This is a genomic window from Mesorhizobium sp. WSM4844 (assembly GCF_055811775.1).
Map to the genome: position 1 here is coordinate 50,506 of NZ_JBVVQB010000037.1, position 14,996 is coordinate 65,501.

The following is a 14,996-nucleotide window of genomic DNA, read 5'->3' on the forward strand; positions in this document are numbered from 1 at the left end:
CGCCATGAAGATAGCCAATCGTCCCGACACCGTCCTGCCAGACACCGTCCTGATTGTCGATTTCGGCAGCCAGTTCACGCAGCTCATCGCCAGGCGCATCCGCGAGGCCGGCGTCTTTTCCGAGATCGTGCCGTTCCAGTCGGCCGAAGCGGCGTTCAGGCGCATCAATCCGAAGGCGGTGATCCTCTCCGGCGGCCCGGCCTCGACCGGCGACATCGGCAGCCCGCGCGCGCCGCAGATTGTCTTCGACGCCGGCGTGCCGGTGCTCGGCATCTGCTATGGCCAGATGGCCATGTGCGTGCAGATGGGCGGCGTCGCCGAAAGCTCCGACCATCGCGAATTCGGCCGTGCCTTCGTCGAGATCCAGAAGGACAGCCCGCTGTTCGAGGGCCTGTGGGCGCCCGGTCAGCGCCATCAGGTGTGGATGAGCCATGGCGACCGCGTCATCTCGCTGCCCAAGGGATTCGAGGTGTTCGGCAAATCGGAAGGCTCGCCCTTCGCCATCTTCGGCAATGTCGAGCGCAAGATGTACGGCATCATGTTCCACCCCGAAGTGGTGCACACGCCGGACGGCGCCCGGCTGCTGCAAAACTTCGTCCACAAGATCGCCGGCATCGAAGGCGACTGGACGATGCGCGCCTACCGCGAGCACGCGGTCGAGACGATCCGCAAGCAGGTCGGCAAGGGCAAGGTCATCTGCGCGCTTTCGGGCGGCGTCGATTCCTCGGTCGCAGCACTCCTGATCCACGAGGCGGTCGGCGACCAGCTCACCTGCATCCTTGTCGACCACGGGCTGATGCGCAAGGACGAGGCATCAGGCGTGGTCGAGATGTTTCGCCAGCACTACAATCTGCCGCTCATCCTGGTCGACGCCTCGGACCGCTTTATCGGCGCGCTCGAGGGCGAGTCGGATCCGGAAAAGAAGCGCAAGACCATTGGCCGGCTGTTCATCGAGGTGTTCGAGGAAGAGGCCGAGAAACTCGGCGGCGCCGATTTCCTGGCGCAGGGCACGCTCTATCCCGACGTCATCGAAAGCGTCTCCTTCACCGGCGGCCCGTCGGTGACGATCAAGTCGCACCACAATGTCGGCGGCCTGCCCGAGCGCATGAACATGCAACTGGTCGAGCCGCTGCGCGAACTGTTCAAGGACGAGGTCAGGGTGCTCGGCAAGGAGCTCGGCCTGCCCGACAGCTTCGTCGGCCGGCACCCGTTTCCCGGACCCGGTCTTGCCATCCGCTGTCCGGGCGGCATCACCCGCGAGAAGCTGGAGATCCTGCGCGAGGCCGATGCCATCTATCTCGACGAGATCCGCAAGGCCGGCCTCTATGACGCCATCTGGCAGGCCTTCGCCGTGCTGCTGCCGGTGCAGACCGTCGGCGTCATGGGCGACGGCCGCACCTATGAATTCGTCTGCGCGCTGCGCGCCGTCACCTCGGTCGACGGCATGACGGCGGATTTCTACCACTACGACATGGCGTTCCTCGGCGCCGCCGCCACCCGCATCATCAACGAGGTGCGCGGCATCAACCGCGTCGTCTACGACGTGACGAGCAAGCCGCCGGGCACTATTGAGTGGGAATAAAGCTCGGTCGTTCGCCAGCATTCGGCGACTATCGGCGACGCTTCATTAAGCAACTGACTTTTAAGCGCTTTCGTCTCTATGCCTATCGCTAACTATCGCGCCTAAGCGGAATCATTTGGCGGTAGATCTGACGGCATTCCTTTTTGCGTCATCCTCGCTGCAGACTGATGCCGTCACTGCGCCGGACTCAAGCATTTTGGCGTCTTTCAAGGTAAAGCATTGAATCCAAAGGGCTCTCACAGAGGCTTGACGGTAAAACGAATGACGGTAAAATTAGGCATTGAACAACCCTAGATGCGCCTCACCCGTCTCCTCCTATGCTCACCGACATCGCACTTAAGAAGCTGAAATCAAAAGATAAAATATACAAAGTAACTGATCGTGACGGTATGTACGCGACCGTGGCTCCCACAGGGCAGATATCGTTCCGATACGACTACCGAGTGAATGGTCGGCGAGAGACAGTGACGCTGGGCCGCTATGGTGAGGGAGGCATCTCGCTAGCAGAGGCGCGTGACCGCTGTCTTGCCGCACGAAAAATGGTGGCAGCCGGAAAATCGCCAGCCCAGGAAAAGCAGCGTGACAAGCGGCGCCTGTCTGGGACCGCCACGTTCGGCGATGCCGGCAGAGGATGGTTTAAAGAGGCGAAGATGGCGGACAGCACGCGCTCGATGCGCAAAGCCGTCTTCGATCGAGACATCTTGCCGATTTGGGACAAAAGGCTCCTCACAGAAATAACATCGGACGACTTGCGGGCGCTCTGCGCAAAAGTCAGGGCCCGTGGCGCACCAGCAACGGCCATTCATGTCCGAGAAATCGTTAAGCAGGTCTATGGTTATGCCATTCTGCACGGCGAGAAGATCGCCAATCCGGCGGACGAGGTAGGACCGGCGTCGATAGCCACCTTCGAGGCGAAAGACCGGGCGTTGTCACCCGCAGAAATTCGGATCATGCTGAAAGAGTTGGAAAATGTGCCGACATTGCCGACCATTCGGCTGGGCCTGAAGCTGATCCTGCTCACGATGGTTCGGAAAAGTGAGCTTCTGGACGCGACGTGGGATGAGGTCGACTTCGAGAACGCGGTATGGAGCATTCCCAAAGAGCGAATGAAGCGGAAGAAGCCACACAACGTCTACCTGTCCCGCCAATCCCTCGATATCTTGATTGCGCTCAAGACTTGCGCTGCGAACTCTCGATACGTGCTTCCATCTCGCTACGACGCCGACGAACCCATGTCGCGGGCGACTTTCAATCGGGTCACCATGGCGATTGTGGACCGCGCAAAACAACAAGCTCTGCCGCTTGCTCCCTTTACGGTGCACGATCTAAGGCGGACCGGCTCCACGCTCCTAAACGAGATCGGATTCAATCGCGACTGGATCGAAAAATGCCTTGCCCACGAGGACAGTCGTTCCTCCCGCGGCGTCTACAACAAGGCTGAATACGAACCGCAGCGGCGCCATATGCTGCAGGAATGGGCCGACATGATTGAAGCGTGGGCGGCTGGCAATAAACACGCACCCACACTGCAGCCGATTTCCGGGGCAGCCGTCATCCTCTATCCGATTTAACGGGTCTCGTCTTCCGTGACCGCACGTCTGGTCCCGGGGCTAGTTCGATCGAACCAGCAGAGGACGCGTTCCGCCGTTCCTGAATCCACGCTTCGACTTCTCCCAGGTCCCAAACGACGCAGCGGGGGGTCAGATTGAACCGTCGGGGGAACTCGCCTCGTTGTTCCATTTCATAAATGGTCGTGTCCGATAACGGGACGATTTCTCGCAGCTGCGACCGACGAACAGTTCGCACGACGCGGCGCGACCCGAAGTGTGACAGAACCGGAAACGGGCCAGGCTGCTCAATTTTAGATTTATTCACCTCTGGAGACTGCTGCGGTTTGACCATTTCGTACCTGAGAGGGTTGCCTTGCTGCCCAGCATCGCGCAACTTTCCAAAGTCTCGTACAGTAATCAATTGCGACCACCTATCCCCTCTCGTGCACAAGGGAACCCCGAAGGCGGTCCATTTCAGGCACGCGGCGTATGGGCCGACACGAGCTTCCGGGTGTGCCACGACATTGGAGGGCGTGTTTGCCGCCGGTTGAAGGATGTTCTTTCAGATGGGGCAACTGGATTGCCAGCGTCTAGCCAGGCAGAAGCCTTGCCTGGTAGTCTCGATGTGCTGGTCAGGCAGGGGTGACCTCGGCTCGCGGGGTCGAAGAATTGTTGGTGGCAAGACAGTGGCTAGGGGAGGGGGGAGCCCCAGGGCACGGCTTGCGATACAGGCTGGAAGCGTCTCAAGTGCCGCTCAAATGCCTGTTGCCTGGCAGCCGCTGTTGCTGCTCTGGCGCGACGCTGCGATGCGCCTGCCCGAAGCTGTGGGGGTTCGATGGGCCGAAATTGTGCAGATCCACGTTCGCCTCACGTCCAAGATCACGTGGGCGGACCTCCTATTCGAGCAAGCTTTCGAAAGCTAATAAGCCTCGACGCACCCGGGCCGCATTCGCGCCCAGCCCTGTTCGCCGCCCCTAATTAAACGGATTCTACCTTCACGCGCCCGTTTTTCGGGCGTTGAGGCCGCGACTGCTAAGCCCTTCAGACATCATTGATCAACACACTACCGGGACCCCTGGGATAGTCTCTTGCTCGGCAAGCTTGACCATCGCATGCCAGAAGCTCGAGACTTCTTACACGCCCCAGGAGGCTGCTCGTTTCAAGACTGCCTCTTACAAAGCGGCGCTTGGTCCGGCACACGGTCGAGCGGCCCACGTCGAAGCTCCGCCTTAGCTTGCGCCGCGTAGCCTTTGCCGTCGCCGGGCCAGAGTTGCGTGTTCTCGACGCCGCGAGATTCATTTGCCGGACCGACTGCTACAAAATATAAAATCTGTATGCCATAAACTTAATATATCAAAATATTGATGAGCATAGGGCGCGTGTTACGGTTCAGGAGTTGCTGCATCGATTAACGGGAATCCACCGCATTTCCCCCAGGTTGTCATTCGCCCGGTTGCCAATCGGCCCGGCAACGAGAGTCAGTAACGGTGACTTCAAGTAAGGAATTGCACATACGATGAACACCACATGGCTTCGTGATTGTCCAGAGCAAGTCGTGCTCGTAGATGAAGATGATCAGGTAACTGATAATGCCTCTAAGCTGGAAGCGCATGAAAGAGGTCTTCTGCACCGAGCGTTCTCAATTTTTTTGGTGAATACGTTGGGTGAAATCCTGATGCAGCGTCGTGCCGCAGTGAGGTATCACTCGCCGGGTTGTTGGTCTAACACGTGCTGCGGTCATCCCTGACCAAGTGAGGCGACTTTGGCTGCCGCTCACCGCCGCCTCGAAGAAGAGATGGGACTTGATTGCCGGCTGCAGCCAGCCGGCGTGTTTCAATATCAGGCGCGCGTCGAACCTGGACTGATCGAGCGCGAAATTGACCATTTGTTCGTGGCTGTATGCAATGGAATCCCGACGCCTAACCCGGCTGAGGTAAGTGACTGGACCTACCTTCCTCCTCCGACACTCTCCCGATATCTCAGTGAGAAACCTTCCGAGTTTACTCCTTGGCTGCCATACGCGTTCGCGCACGTTCGGAATCATCTTCCTGCAACTGAGCTGTCATGAGTCCACGACTGCACCTCATTATTGGACCGACGACGGCCGGCAAAACCGCCGCGTCCATCGCACTCGCTCTGCGTACGGGCGCGCCGGTGCTCGTTCTCGACCGAATTCAATGCTATCCCGAACTCGCTGTGGGAAGCGGCCGACCCTCGAACGCCGAACTGCGGTTGACCCGTAGAATCTACCTTGCCCAGCGGCCAGTGATTGCTGGAGAGATCTATGCCGCAGAGGCGAACTCCCTGTTGCACGATCATGTAGCGCAATTTGATCAGCACGTGCCGCTGCTTATCTTGGAAGGCGGCTCGGTTTCACTGCTGCGGGCAATGGTCGCCGATCAGAAATGGAAAGCGCACCGCTGGATTTGCGAACGCCTCCACTTGAAGACACGCGCGGACTACATTGCCAAAGCGAGGTCGCGCGTCCGTGAAATGTTAGCTCCCGTAGATGGTTGCCGCTCGATGCTAAACGAGATTGCTCAATTGTGGCCTGACCCGCGCTCGCATGTGTTTCTGCGGGGCCTGGCGGGCTATCGTACAGTCATAGCGTTTGCCGAAACCCTAGGAATTGCTCTGGGCGAACTCCCGCGTGCGATCCAGCCAGCTCAGATCGTCTACCTTTCTCAAGCGATCGCTCTTGAGTATCTGGCGCATGCTCGCTGGCAGGAACGCGAGTTTCCCTCCGTTCCTCCGGCGTGGAAGAGCGGGAGGTGAAGAGGGTCGAACTGGGCCGCAGTTGAAACGAATTCAGCAATACAAAAGCACGTGAATGAGCTCGCCGGCGAGGCCCACTGCCTTCCTGACATGCCGCTCGCAGCGCTCGCCCGACGATCTCGGCATGCGGCTCGTACTAGCTGACCAGCCTGTCGCCGGCCTGCACTGCCTTGTCGACCAAGCCCCGCTCCTTCTTTGCAATGATCTATCTAACCAGCAGCCGGCGGCGGGCCATGGCCTGCCACAGTTCGCAGGCTGGGCCCGCCGCTGGCGGCTGCCTTGCCGCCTGCTCGACATAGCGGGGGTCTTGCGGGTCATCTTGAACAATTCGCGGTAGGGCCTGACCCCCTTTGGGCCGGCTGTCGGCAGACTTGATCGTCTGCCCGCTCCTTCGCCGCGCGGCAATGATCGTGTCATGGGGTCGCGCTTTCCTTCGAAGGCTTGCCGGGCAACGAGACCAGCCGCGAGGCTCCGCCTCTGCCGGTCGACGAGCGCATCGATTTTATTGCCAGCGCGGAGGGCCGGCGTCTGATTGAGGGACTGATGCAACTTCCGCCACGGGTGCGCGGCCGCGTCGCGGCCTTGATCTCTGCATTGGGGACGAATTGGCAGTCATCGTCGTGGATCAGGACAGCGCAGGGGCCGATGAGCACGCGCCGGCCGAGCGCAAAAGCGCCTGAGCCGGCAGGGTAGTTGTGCCAGCGAAGCTGCTGCCGCTCGCCACGGACTGTGCCGTTCCAAACATTGCGCCTGGCCCATACTGCGACTTTGGCGCCGTCTGCCGCCGTGCTTCCAAAAAAGGCTGAAAAACCGGCTGAATTCCAAAAACCAATCCGGCACGCGTCGCGGGTAGCGCCAAAAACACCAGTAATTTCAATCGTAAGCACCCGAAGAGATTCGAACTCCTAACCCCAGATTCGTAGTTTAAGCGCTTCGCGCTCAGCTTCCGGGGCACCTTCAAGGGCCTTGGTGGCTTTGTCCAACATGCAACCGGAGAGTCTTTTGGTCGAACGTGGCCATTCGACGGGTCGGTATGTCTCATGGTCCGAAATCAAGCGGCTTATGCTCATATTCGGTCTAGCCGAAGTTCATCAAGCCGCAGGAGGCCTTAAACATCATCGTAGCGCAGAGTTGCGTCTACCGCTTCGTCAGAGAAACCGCGGTCGATCGCCGCTATCAGCCGCTCCCGTGATCGCAGGGCATCATGATGGGTCTTCGCGTTGGCGTAAAAGGCGACGTGCACAGCTCCAGTCGCTTGGTCTACGTCATCGACGTCTACCCAAACCGGCTCAAGTTTAATGTGCACGTCCCATTCGTCCATGTGGGCGGATTGCTGAAGCGTATCGGAGACGCCGTTGCAAAGACGAGCCCAATCTTGCGGTCCAACGAGATCATAGTGGCTGCTCGTCAATTGGATATATCCGCCTGCTACGCGGCGCCGCCCCTTTGGTGCCGCCGGATTAACGTGATGCCCTAGGTCACAACCGATGGAAAACAGAGTCGTTCGCGTCGCGGCAATACGAACCAAAAACGCTCGTAGGGCCTTTGAAGTCTCGGTCTCTGCGATGCTGGCAGCCAACTCTGGTCGGCCGCGAAGATCCACAAAACCCCTGTTGCTCCGTGTTGAGCTGAAGAACGCTGGATAGGGCACGCTAGTATGCACTTCATTGCTTTGCGAGTTTGTTATGTTCACCGGCATCGCTGGGATCTCCGCTTAACCACATTGGCAGCAGCATTGATATCGAACTTGCCGCCTGAATCGCCAGCGTGCATAGATGCGCGGTGTGTGAGGAGATTATTCCCATGGCGCAGACTTCTATCGAGTGGACCGATGTAACATGGAATCCGGTCGCAGGCTGTTCAATCGAATCGGACGGTTGTAAATTCTGTTATGCGATGCGAATGGCTGCCCGCCTTGAGGCAATGGGGGTCGAAAAATACCGGGGACTGACTAGGAAAAGTGGCGGTCGCAGCAAATGGACCGGCAAGATATCGCTGGACGAGAAGGCACTTGCGGCGCCGCTTAAGTGGAGAAAGCCGCGTCGAGTGTTTGTCAACTCAATGTCGGATCTCTTCCATCCGAGCGTTCCAGCTGTATTCGTCGCTGCTGTTTGGGCGACGATGGCCAAGACGCCGCATCATACCTATCAGATCCTCACAAAGCGGCCGGCACAGATGGCTGACATGCTGCGCTCTTCTAATTTGCCGGTGCTCCCGAACGTCTGGTTGGGTACCAGCATCGAAGACCGCCGCGTCGCATCGAGGCTCGATGATTTGCGGCGCGCACCTGCGCTCATCCGTTTCGTGTCCTTTGAGCCTCTGATCGGGTCCGTGCAGGGGGTGAACTTGGACAAGATTGACTGGGCCATTGTTGGCGGAGAGAGCGGCCCGCATGCCCGTCCGATGAACGTCGTCTGGGTGGATGAAATCGAAACGATGTGCCGATCTACTGGCACTGCGTTCTTTTTTAAACAGTGGGGAGGCAAGAACAAAAAGGCTTCCGGCCGGCTGCTTAACGGTGAGATATTCGACGAAATGCCGGCAGGATATCAGCTTTAGGACAGACGAGCTTGACTCCGGCTCGTCAAATGCTGCAATTTCAGCGGCTTGTGGGGAGTTGATCCATTCCACGCTTCGTTTGGCCGACTGACGGGACGCTGCCGGGCGCCAGCGCGCACAGCCTAGCAAAGCTGCGCCTCATTGATTTTTATCTCAAACGCTACTTTGAAACGGTCGCCGTCAATCCAGCTATGGACGTGCTGCGGGTCACTTTTGTCGATGGATTCTGCGGTGGTGGAGCCTACAGCGATCGGGGCACGACCGTCGAAGGCTCGCCGATGGTGCTGCTTGGTGCGGTTGAAAAGGCGCGGAGGGCGCTTAATGAGGGCCGGACGAAGCCGATAAACATCGACGCCCAGTTCCACTTCGTTGACAGTGACCAGACAGCCGTCGACGCGCTTCGAGAAAACTTGGCAAAGACGGGGCACCTGACCCGGCTCGGCAAGGATATTCACCTCACGAGAGCCCCTTTCCAACGAGCCTTTCCCGATATCAAGGCCGCAATCAAAGCGAGAACACGGGGCAACGTAGGCCGCTCGGTCTTCGTTCTGGATCAAAAGGGATACACCGACGCGCCACTGCCCTTGGTCAAAGACATCCTAGAGAGCTTCTCCGGATGCGAGGTAATCCTAACGTTCGCAGTTGGTTGGCTGATTGATTACCTGAGTGACAAGCCTCAGACGCTAAAGGCCGTTGCACCCCTCGGACTTTCAGAAGGGCACATTCGGGAATATTTGCAGCTGAAGGACCAAAGGGGTGGACGGATCGTCATCGAGCGCCTGCTTCAACAACACCTACGCCGAGAAACCGGAGCTACTTTTTCGAGCCCATTTTTCATTCGTTCGGTTGAAGCCAACAAGGACCTGTGGATTATCCACCTCTCAAACCATGTGACTGCACGGAACGTGATGGTGGAAGGGCATTGGCTGATCAAGAATAACTCGCTCCATTTTGGAACCGGCGATTTCGAGATGATGGGCTTTGATCCTCATCTAGACCCTGCAAACACCCCGGATTTCTGGTTTGGCGACTACGAGCAGGAGCTTATGCGCGAGCGCCTCAAAGACGGAGTACTTAAGCGGTTGCGCGACCGCTACGCTTCAGAGAGCGTCGAATACCTCACGTTCCTGCGAGAGGCTGCGAACGAAACACCCGCCAGGTTGGCCGACTTTGACCACGTTGCTGGCCTTCTGGTGGACGAAAAGCAAATGAGGCTCGCGACTCCAGATGGGCAAAGTCGGCGTAGCAGACGCCCGGATCGGCACGACCTCATAGGCATACACCCTCAAAGCTCCTTCCACTTCATTCGGCACTCGACCAAGACCAACGCTGGGTAGCCATTGGACCTGCTCAGGACCGACTGGAACGACCGTCCCACTATCCTGTCGCGACGGACAATTTTGGTGTCAAGTGAAGTTGCGCGGAGGTGCCAAATGATTTTGCGCGCTACTTGGCACTGCAGAGAGAGCCGCCTTCGCCCATCGAAACGGCAGTATCCGTATGCGTGTCCGCCTGCATCGCGCCTTGGCTCAGCGTCTGCCCGAACTACTTACAGTCTAGCCACGAGGCGGGCCTTACGTTACTCTTCAAGTGAGATCCTATCTTACGATCGAATTGTCGCATCTTGATTCCGCTCGGGTGGGGTGGGGGATTGCAATGCTCGACATTCCGCGGCCGTCACTGCGCCCATTGAGGATCTATGCGACTGATCCAGCGCGCGGTTACAAAGTCGCTCGAACGACCACCATCGGCATTGAGAATGAACCGCTCGATGCTGGGCCGATCGGCGCCCGCATAGAGGTCGTCGACTACGACGCTGAGAACGACTTGTTCTACGATGCCGTCGATCTCGACCATCCTTCTATCCTAATGCAGTCTGGCCTCGCGCCTTCGGAAGCCGATCCGCATTTCCATCAACAAATGGTCTATGCGGTCGCCTCCCGAACCCTGACCAACTTCGATCGGGCGCTCGGTCGCCGAGTTTCGCTGAAAAAGAGCGACGTACGAAATAAGCTGCGCCTGCTACCGCACGCTTTCGAAGGTGAAAATGCCTTTTACGATCGCGATCTACACGCGGTGCTGTTCGGCTACTTCTCTGCTGACCCAGCTAAGCCTGGATCGAACATCCCCAATCAGACAATTTTCACCTGCCTCAGCCACGACATCATCGTTCACGAGATGACGCATGCGATCGTCGATCGGCTCCGCCGCTATTTTCTGGAACCGTCAAATGTCGACGTTCTAGCGTTTCACGAGGGCTTTTCTGACATCGTGGCGCTTCTCCAGCACTTCTCGTACCGCGATCTGCTGATCGATGAAATTCGACTTGGGGGAGGCGATATCGTCGATGGTTCGCTGCTGGTGAACTTGGCAAGACAGTTCGGCGAAGCAACCGGCACAGGCAAAGCTCTCCGCTCGGCGATAGACACGGCAACGCCAGACCCGCGCCGCTACGGCAATGTGACTGAGCCGCACGCGCGGGGCGCTATCCTGGTCGCGGCGGTGTTCGATGGGTTCTTGACCACCTTCAGGTCACGCATTGCGGACCTTGTTCGCATCGCCACAGGGGGCAGTGGGAAACTTCCGCCGGGCGAACTCCATCCCGATCTCATCGCCAGGATCGCGAGCGAGGCCGCACAGACGGCGCAGCGTCAGCTCAATATGTGCATCCGCGCGTTCGACTATCTCCCGCCGGTAGACATAACTTTCGGGGACTATCTGCGAGCGCTGGTGACCGCAGATTTCGAACTCGACCCAGACGACGCCTGGGGGCAGCGCGCAGCACTAATCGAAGGATTTCGGCGACGCGGCATCTATCCCGATGGGGCGACGTCGCTCGCAGAGGAATCTTTGCGCTGGCCAGCCGCCGAGCCCGGAACGGCACCAGTAGTCGACAGCCTCAGCTCCCTCTTGCCGGAACTGCTGCAGCGGGAAGCGGCTCGCTTCACAAAGATCTCGAGTGACCCCAAGATAGCGAAACGGTCGGATGAGCGGCCTGCGTCAATAAGCGATGATTTCAATGAAGAAAGCGCCAGCGACGCGTCGAAGACGATGCGAGACGCGCTGGTCGCTTATGCGCAGCAGAACAGTGCGGCGCTGCAGCTCACAGGGCGCCCAGATGTGTATGTGTCGGCATTTAACGCCGTATTCCGCGTCGCGCCCTCCGGTGCGCTCCAGATCGAGCTCGTCGCGCAGTTCGTCGAAACTGACAAGACGACCGCCTCCGACCCTGAATGGGGAGGCGTTCCGGTGAGGGGAGGCACCACTGCCATCATCGGTGTCGATGGGACCGTGCGCTACGTCATAGCGAAGCCGTTACCAGCGCACACGCTCGACGTGGCGAGTTCGGCCCGTGCGGATGCTCGAGTGGCCAAGCAGCGTGCTTTCGTCGAAGAGCTCGATGAAGCTGATCCACGAACCAATTATCTCAACCAGTCCGAGTATAAAAACCGCATGGCAGCACGGATGAGCCTTCGAGCGCTACATGAGGATGCGCTGTGATGCGACGCACGATCCGAATGTATGAGGTCGGCTTCGGTGACTGCTTCTTGCTCGGGTTTCACCATGATGCTGACTCGAAGTATGTGCTGATCGATTGCGGGACGATCACCGAAAAGAAGGCGCAGCTCGATAACATTGTTTCCGACATCATTGAGACTTCCGGAAAGCGCCTTGCCCTGGTGATCGCGACGCATCGGCATAAGGATCACGTTTGGGGCTTCGATGATCCGCGCTGGGCCGACGTCGAGGTCGGCGAAGTTTGGATGCCATGGACGGAGGATCCGAAGGATCCGCGCGCCACCCAAATCCGCGAACGCCATTCGGCCTTGGCGTTGGCACTTGCCGGCGCACCTAGCAACCAAAATCCGCTCGAACGCACGCCAGCACGAGAAACGATCGCTCAGGTGAGGGCGCGCAACCTCCAGGCCATCGCGCTGAATGCGTTGACCAATGAAAAAGCAATGGCCACGCTCCACAGCGGCTTCGCTGGGGCGCCCCGGCGGGCGTTTTTGCCCACTGCGAATACAATCTGCGAAGCTCGGACAGTAAATGGCCTGGCGGGCGTTACCTTTCATGTGCTTGGCCCGACGCGCGACGCGAAGGCGTTGGCAAGCATGAATCCGCCCGAGGGCGCGGGATATCTGAAATGGCCGACACGCATTCCAAAGCGGCGCGTCGGTCCTCCGTTTTCCCAGCGCCACCAGATCAGCGACCCCAATTACGTACCTTTCGGAGCCCGGCAAACGTTTCGCTTCGAGGAAAGGGCAGCAATCAAGAAGGCGCTGGTTCAGCCCTCCGGCGTGTTGGCGGCGGCCCTGGATAAGGCCATCAACAACACAAGCCTGGTCATCGTCGTGGAGGTGGATGGCTACTTCATGCTGTTTCCGGGCGACGCACAATGGGGCTCGTGGCAAGCGATCATGGCCGATCAGAAATGCCGAGCGGTCCTTGAAAAGGTAGACCTGCTCAAAGTTGGACATCACGGCAGCCATAACGCGACGCCGAAGGCTTTGGTCGAGGAGATCATCCTCAAGCCATTGACCGCGTTGTTTTCGACCAAGCCGGTAAAGCAATGGCCGAACATTCCGCGCGCAAAGTTGCTGGCCGCTCTCAACGAACGCCACGCGAAAATCGCGCGGACGGACGCCGAACAGGACGTAGCCGGCGCGGCGTTCAGGGTGCGCAAGGAGCTTTACATCGAGTGGACTGGGTGAGGCGCGGAGCAATTGATTGAGGGGGATTGGATTATGGACGGCGCAGCTTGGGTCATTTTGATCACGCTTGTCATGAGCGTCATCTGCTTCTTTTTAATGTCGTACAGAGTTTTGGGCTCTTCTCTCCGAAGCCAGTTGCCCCGGCGAAAGCGATGGTCGATCGGGCACGAGGTTTGGCGCCGTCGTCGGTCCCCGAAATGACCGACCTCTTGAAGGCGACTGCGGCGCTCGCCGACAGCCTTGGCAAGATCGGACCAGCTGTTACCTCTTTGATCGGCGCCATTCTCTTCGCCACGATCGCGGCGCTCGCGACGCATGCTTTGCCGGGCGCTGAACCCAAGCCGACGCCACCACCCAAGAGTACGTCGACGCCTCCGGCAAAGCCGGAGAAGCCTGCTGACCGGCCCGACAACGCACAACAATAGGATTTCGCCGTGCGGAGGTCTTGGTGCCGCCGATCCAGTGATTTGCCGATCGAGAAAGGAGACTGACAATGACGATCCGACTGACCTGCACACCACGGCGGTTGCCTGATCACGTCATCGACGAACTGGTACGAACGGGGGTGGCGGCTAACCGCGCGACGTTGTCAGTTCTCATTCCCCGACGTTGGCCTGCTGGTGGGGTTCGGCTCACGGTCAGCTTCCTTGACAACGCGCCGGCTGACTTGCGCGCGCGCATCGTTCTGCACATGAACGCTTGGGCCAAGAGCGCAAACGTCTCGTTCGTTGAGACGCGAAAGCAGGCGCAGGTCCGGATCGCGCGCATCACTGGCGGTGATCAGGGCGGCTATTGGTCGTATCTCGGTACCGATATCCTCCATATCGAGAAGGATCAGCCGACGATGAACCTTGAAGCGTTCACCATGGCCACCAGCGAATCCGAGTTCAAACGCGTCGTGCGTCACGAGACCGGGCACACGCTCGGCTTCCCGCATGAGCATATGCGTCGACAGCTTGTCCAGTTGATCGACCGCGAACGCGCTTTTCGGTATTTCCGGGAGACGCAGGGCTGGAGTCAGGATGAGGTCGAGCAGCAGGTATTGACGCCGATCGAGGATGGTTCGCTCCTCGGCACTCCCCGCGCCGACAGCAACTCGATCATGTGCTATGAAATCCCTGGTGAGATCACGAAGTCCGGCGATCCGATCGCGGGCGGCACCGACATTGATGAGCTCGATTACGAGTTTGCCGGCTCCGTCTATCCTAAGTGAGCGCTGTAAATGGAATCGCTTGGTTCCGTTCTTGAGGTAGGACGCGTATGACGGCACCTTGGCTAGCGAGTTCAAAGTCTATGACGCTATCTGACCAAACGGCGAGCAGCCACGCACATTGCGCCTCGAATGTAGCGATGAGTCGATTTACTTGGAGGGGTCGTGGCGGGCCACCGCGGCGTCAAAACGCTAACCGGGGACGCCAGGACACGTGAAGTGATGGATGGGCGAGATAATTAAAATCAAATAGTTATTGATGGTCGTGTGCAAAAGCGGACAAGATCCCAGCTCCTCGACAGCGAATGCCAATAAGGTTGGTGGCCCATGTCGCAAGCACAAGGGATCGCTATCGCAGGTCGTAGACCGCGCGAGATTTGAGAAGGAATGCGTGAAAAAGTGTAGGTGGCGCCGAGCAGAGCTTCAAAGATTGCAGATACATGTTGGCCCCCCGGAACGGCACTTTCGCTTGTCATTGACGAACCAAACTGAGCATGCCGCCATCGATGCATCGCATACAAAGGATCGTGCTAGAGCGCGTCCTGTTTAATCTGGGTCGTATCCAGCTGCCTTGAAGTAGTTGGCGCATTCGGCTGGGGTGAAGC

13 protein-coding genes are annotated in these 14,996 nt (G+C 58.6%); 10 read left to right on the forward strand and 3 right to left on the reverse strand.

Going from position 1 to position 14,996, the window contains the following annotated elements; all coding sequences use genetic code 11:
- Positions 1 to 4: 4 nt before the first annotated feature.
- Both guaA and AC0L2A_RS24660 read left to right on the forward strand, forming a co-directional pair.
- Positions 5 to 1,582: a glutamine-hydrolyzing GMP synthase gene (gene guaA / locus AC0L2A_RS24655; protein WP_287219789.1), complete on the forward strand. Its 1,578-nt coding sequence runs from the start codon at positions 5 to 7 to the stop codon at positions 1,580 to 1,582.
- 317 nt (positions 1,583 to 1,899) lie between these two features.
- A complete protein-coding gene (locus tag AC0L2A_RS24660) occupies positions 1,900 to 3,153 on the forward strand; it encodes a tyrosine-type recombinase/integrase (RefSeq protein WP_473611030.1) in 1,254 nt (417 codons plus the stop codon).
- Here the strand turns inward: AC0L2A_RS24660 and AC0L2A_RS24665 are convergent.
- Entirely contained in the window at positions 3,134 to 3,484 is a 351-nt protein-coding gene (locus AC0L2A_RS24665; RefSeq protein WP_473611040.1) for a helix-turn-helix transcriptional regulator, read from the reverse strand. The two genes, AC0L2A_RS24660 and AC0L2A_RS24665, sit on opposite strands and share 20 nt — an antisense overlap.
- A 1,287-nt stretch (positions 3,485 to 4,771) precedes the next feature.
- Positions 4,772 to 5,017 (reverse strand): hypothetical protein, encoded by a 246-nt coding sequence (locus AC0L2A_RS24670; protein ID WP_473611044.1) that lies wholly within the window; start codon positions 5,015 to 5,017, stop codon positions 4,772 to 4,774.
- On the opposite strand from AC0L2A_RS24670, the gene AC0L2A_RS24675 reads away from it, so the two are divergent.
- Both AC0L2A_RS24675 and AC0L2A_RS24680 read left to right on the forward strand, forming a co-directional pair.
- Positions 4,928 to 5,200 (forward strand): NUDIX hydrolase, encoded by a 273-nt coding sequence (locus tag AC0L2A_RS24675; protein ID WP_473611041.1) that lies wholly within the window; start codon positions 4,928 to 4,930, stop codon positions 5,198 to 5,200. The two genes, AC0L2A_RS24670 and AC0L2A_RS24675, sit on opposite strands and share 90 nt — an antisense overlap.
- The gene (locus tag AC0L2A_RS24680; protein WP_473611031.1) at positions 5,197 to 5,907 is read left to right on the forward strand and encodes an isopentenyl transferase family protein; all 711 of its coding nucleotides are present in this window, start codon (positions 5,197 to 5,199) and stop codon (positions 5,905 to 5,907) included. Before AC0L2A_RS24675 ends, AC0L2A_RS24680 begins: the two co-directional genes overlap by 4 nt.
- Positions 5,908 to 7,015: 1,108 nt before the next feature.
- Here AC0L2A_RS24680 and AC0L2A_RS24685 read toward each other — a convergent pair.
- Positions 7,016 to 7,606: a hypothetical protein gene (locus AC0L2A_RS24685; protein WP_473611032.1), complete on the reverse strand. Its 591-nt coding sequence runs from the start codon at positions 7,604 to 7,606 to the stop codon at positions 7,016 to 7,018.
- A gap of 104 nt (positions 7,607 to 7,710) precedes the next feature.
- On the opposite strand from AC0L2A_RS24685, the gene AC0L2A_RS24690 reads away from it, so the two are divergent.
- The 6 genes from AC0L2A_RS24690 (at position 7,711) to AC0L2A_RS24715 (ending at position 14,394) form a co-directional block, all read left to right on the forward strand.
- A complete protein-coding gene (locus AC0L2A_RS24690) occupies positions 7,711 to 8,466 on the forward strand; it encodes a DUF5131 family protein (RefSeq protein WP_473611034.1) in 756 nt (251 codons plus the stop codon).
- Positions 8,467 to 8,564: 98 nt separating this feature from the next.
- Positions 8,565 to 9,803: a three-Cys-motif partner protein TcmP gene (locus AC0L2A_RS24695; protein ID WP_473611043.1), complete on the forward strand. Its 1,239-nt coding sequence runs from the start codon at positions 8,565 to 8,567 to the stop codon at positions 9,801 to 9,803.
- A gap of 319 nt (positions 9,804 to 10,122) precedes the next feature.
- Positions 10,123 to 11,967 (forward strand): hypothetical protein, encoded by a 1,845-nt coding sequence (locus tag AC0L2A_RS24700; protein WP_473611035.1) that lies wholly within the window; start codon positions 10,123 to 10,125, stop codon positions 11,965 to 11,967.
- Positions 11,967 to 13,181 carry an MBL fold metallo-hydrolase gene (locus AC0L2A_RS24705; RefSeq protein WP_473611036.1) on the forward strand — a complete coding sequence of 405 codons (1,215 nt, stop codon included), beginning with the start codon at positions 11,967 to 11,969 and terminating at the stop codon, positions 13,179 to 13,181. The genes AC0L2A_RS24700 and AC0L2A_RS24705 overlap by 1 nt, the downstream gene beginning before the upstream one ends.
- Positions 13,182 to 13,228: 47 nt before the next feature.
- Positions 13,229 to 13,606, forward strand: coding sequence for a hypothetical protein (locus AC0L2A_RS24710; protein WP_473611037.1), 378 nt, complete (start codon positions 13,229 to 13,231; stop codon positions 13,604 to 13,606).
- A 68-nt stretch (positions 13,607 to 13,674) separates the two neighbouring features.
- On the forward strand, positions 13,675 to 14,394 hold the full coding sequence (locus AC0L2A_RS24715) for a M12 family metallopeptidase (RefSeq protein ID WP_473611038.1): 720 nt from the start codon (positions 13,675 to 13,677) through the stop codon (positions 14,392 to 14,394).
- Positions 14,395 to 14,996 lie beyond the last annotated feature (602 nt).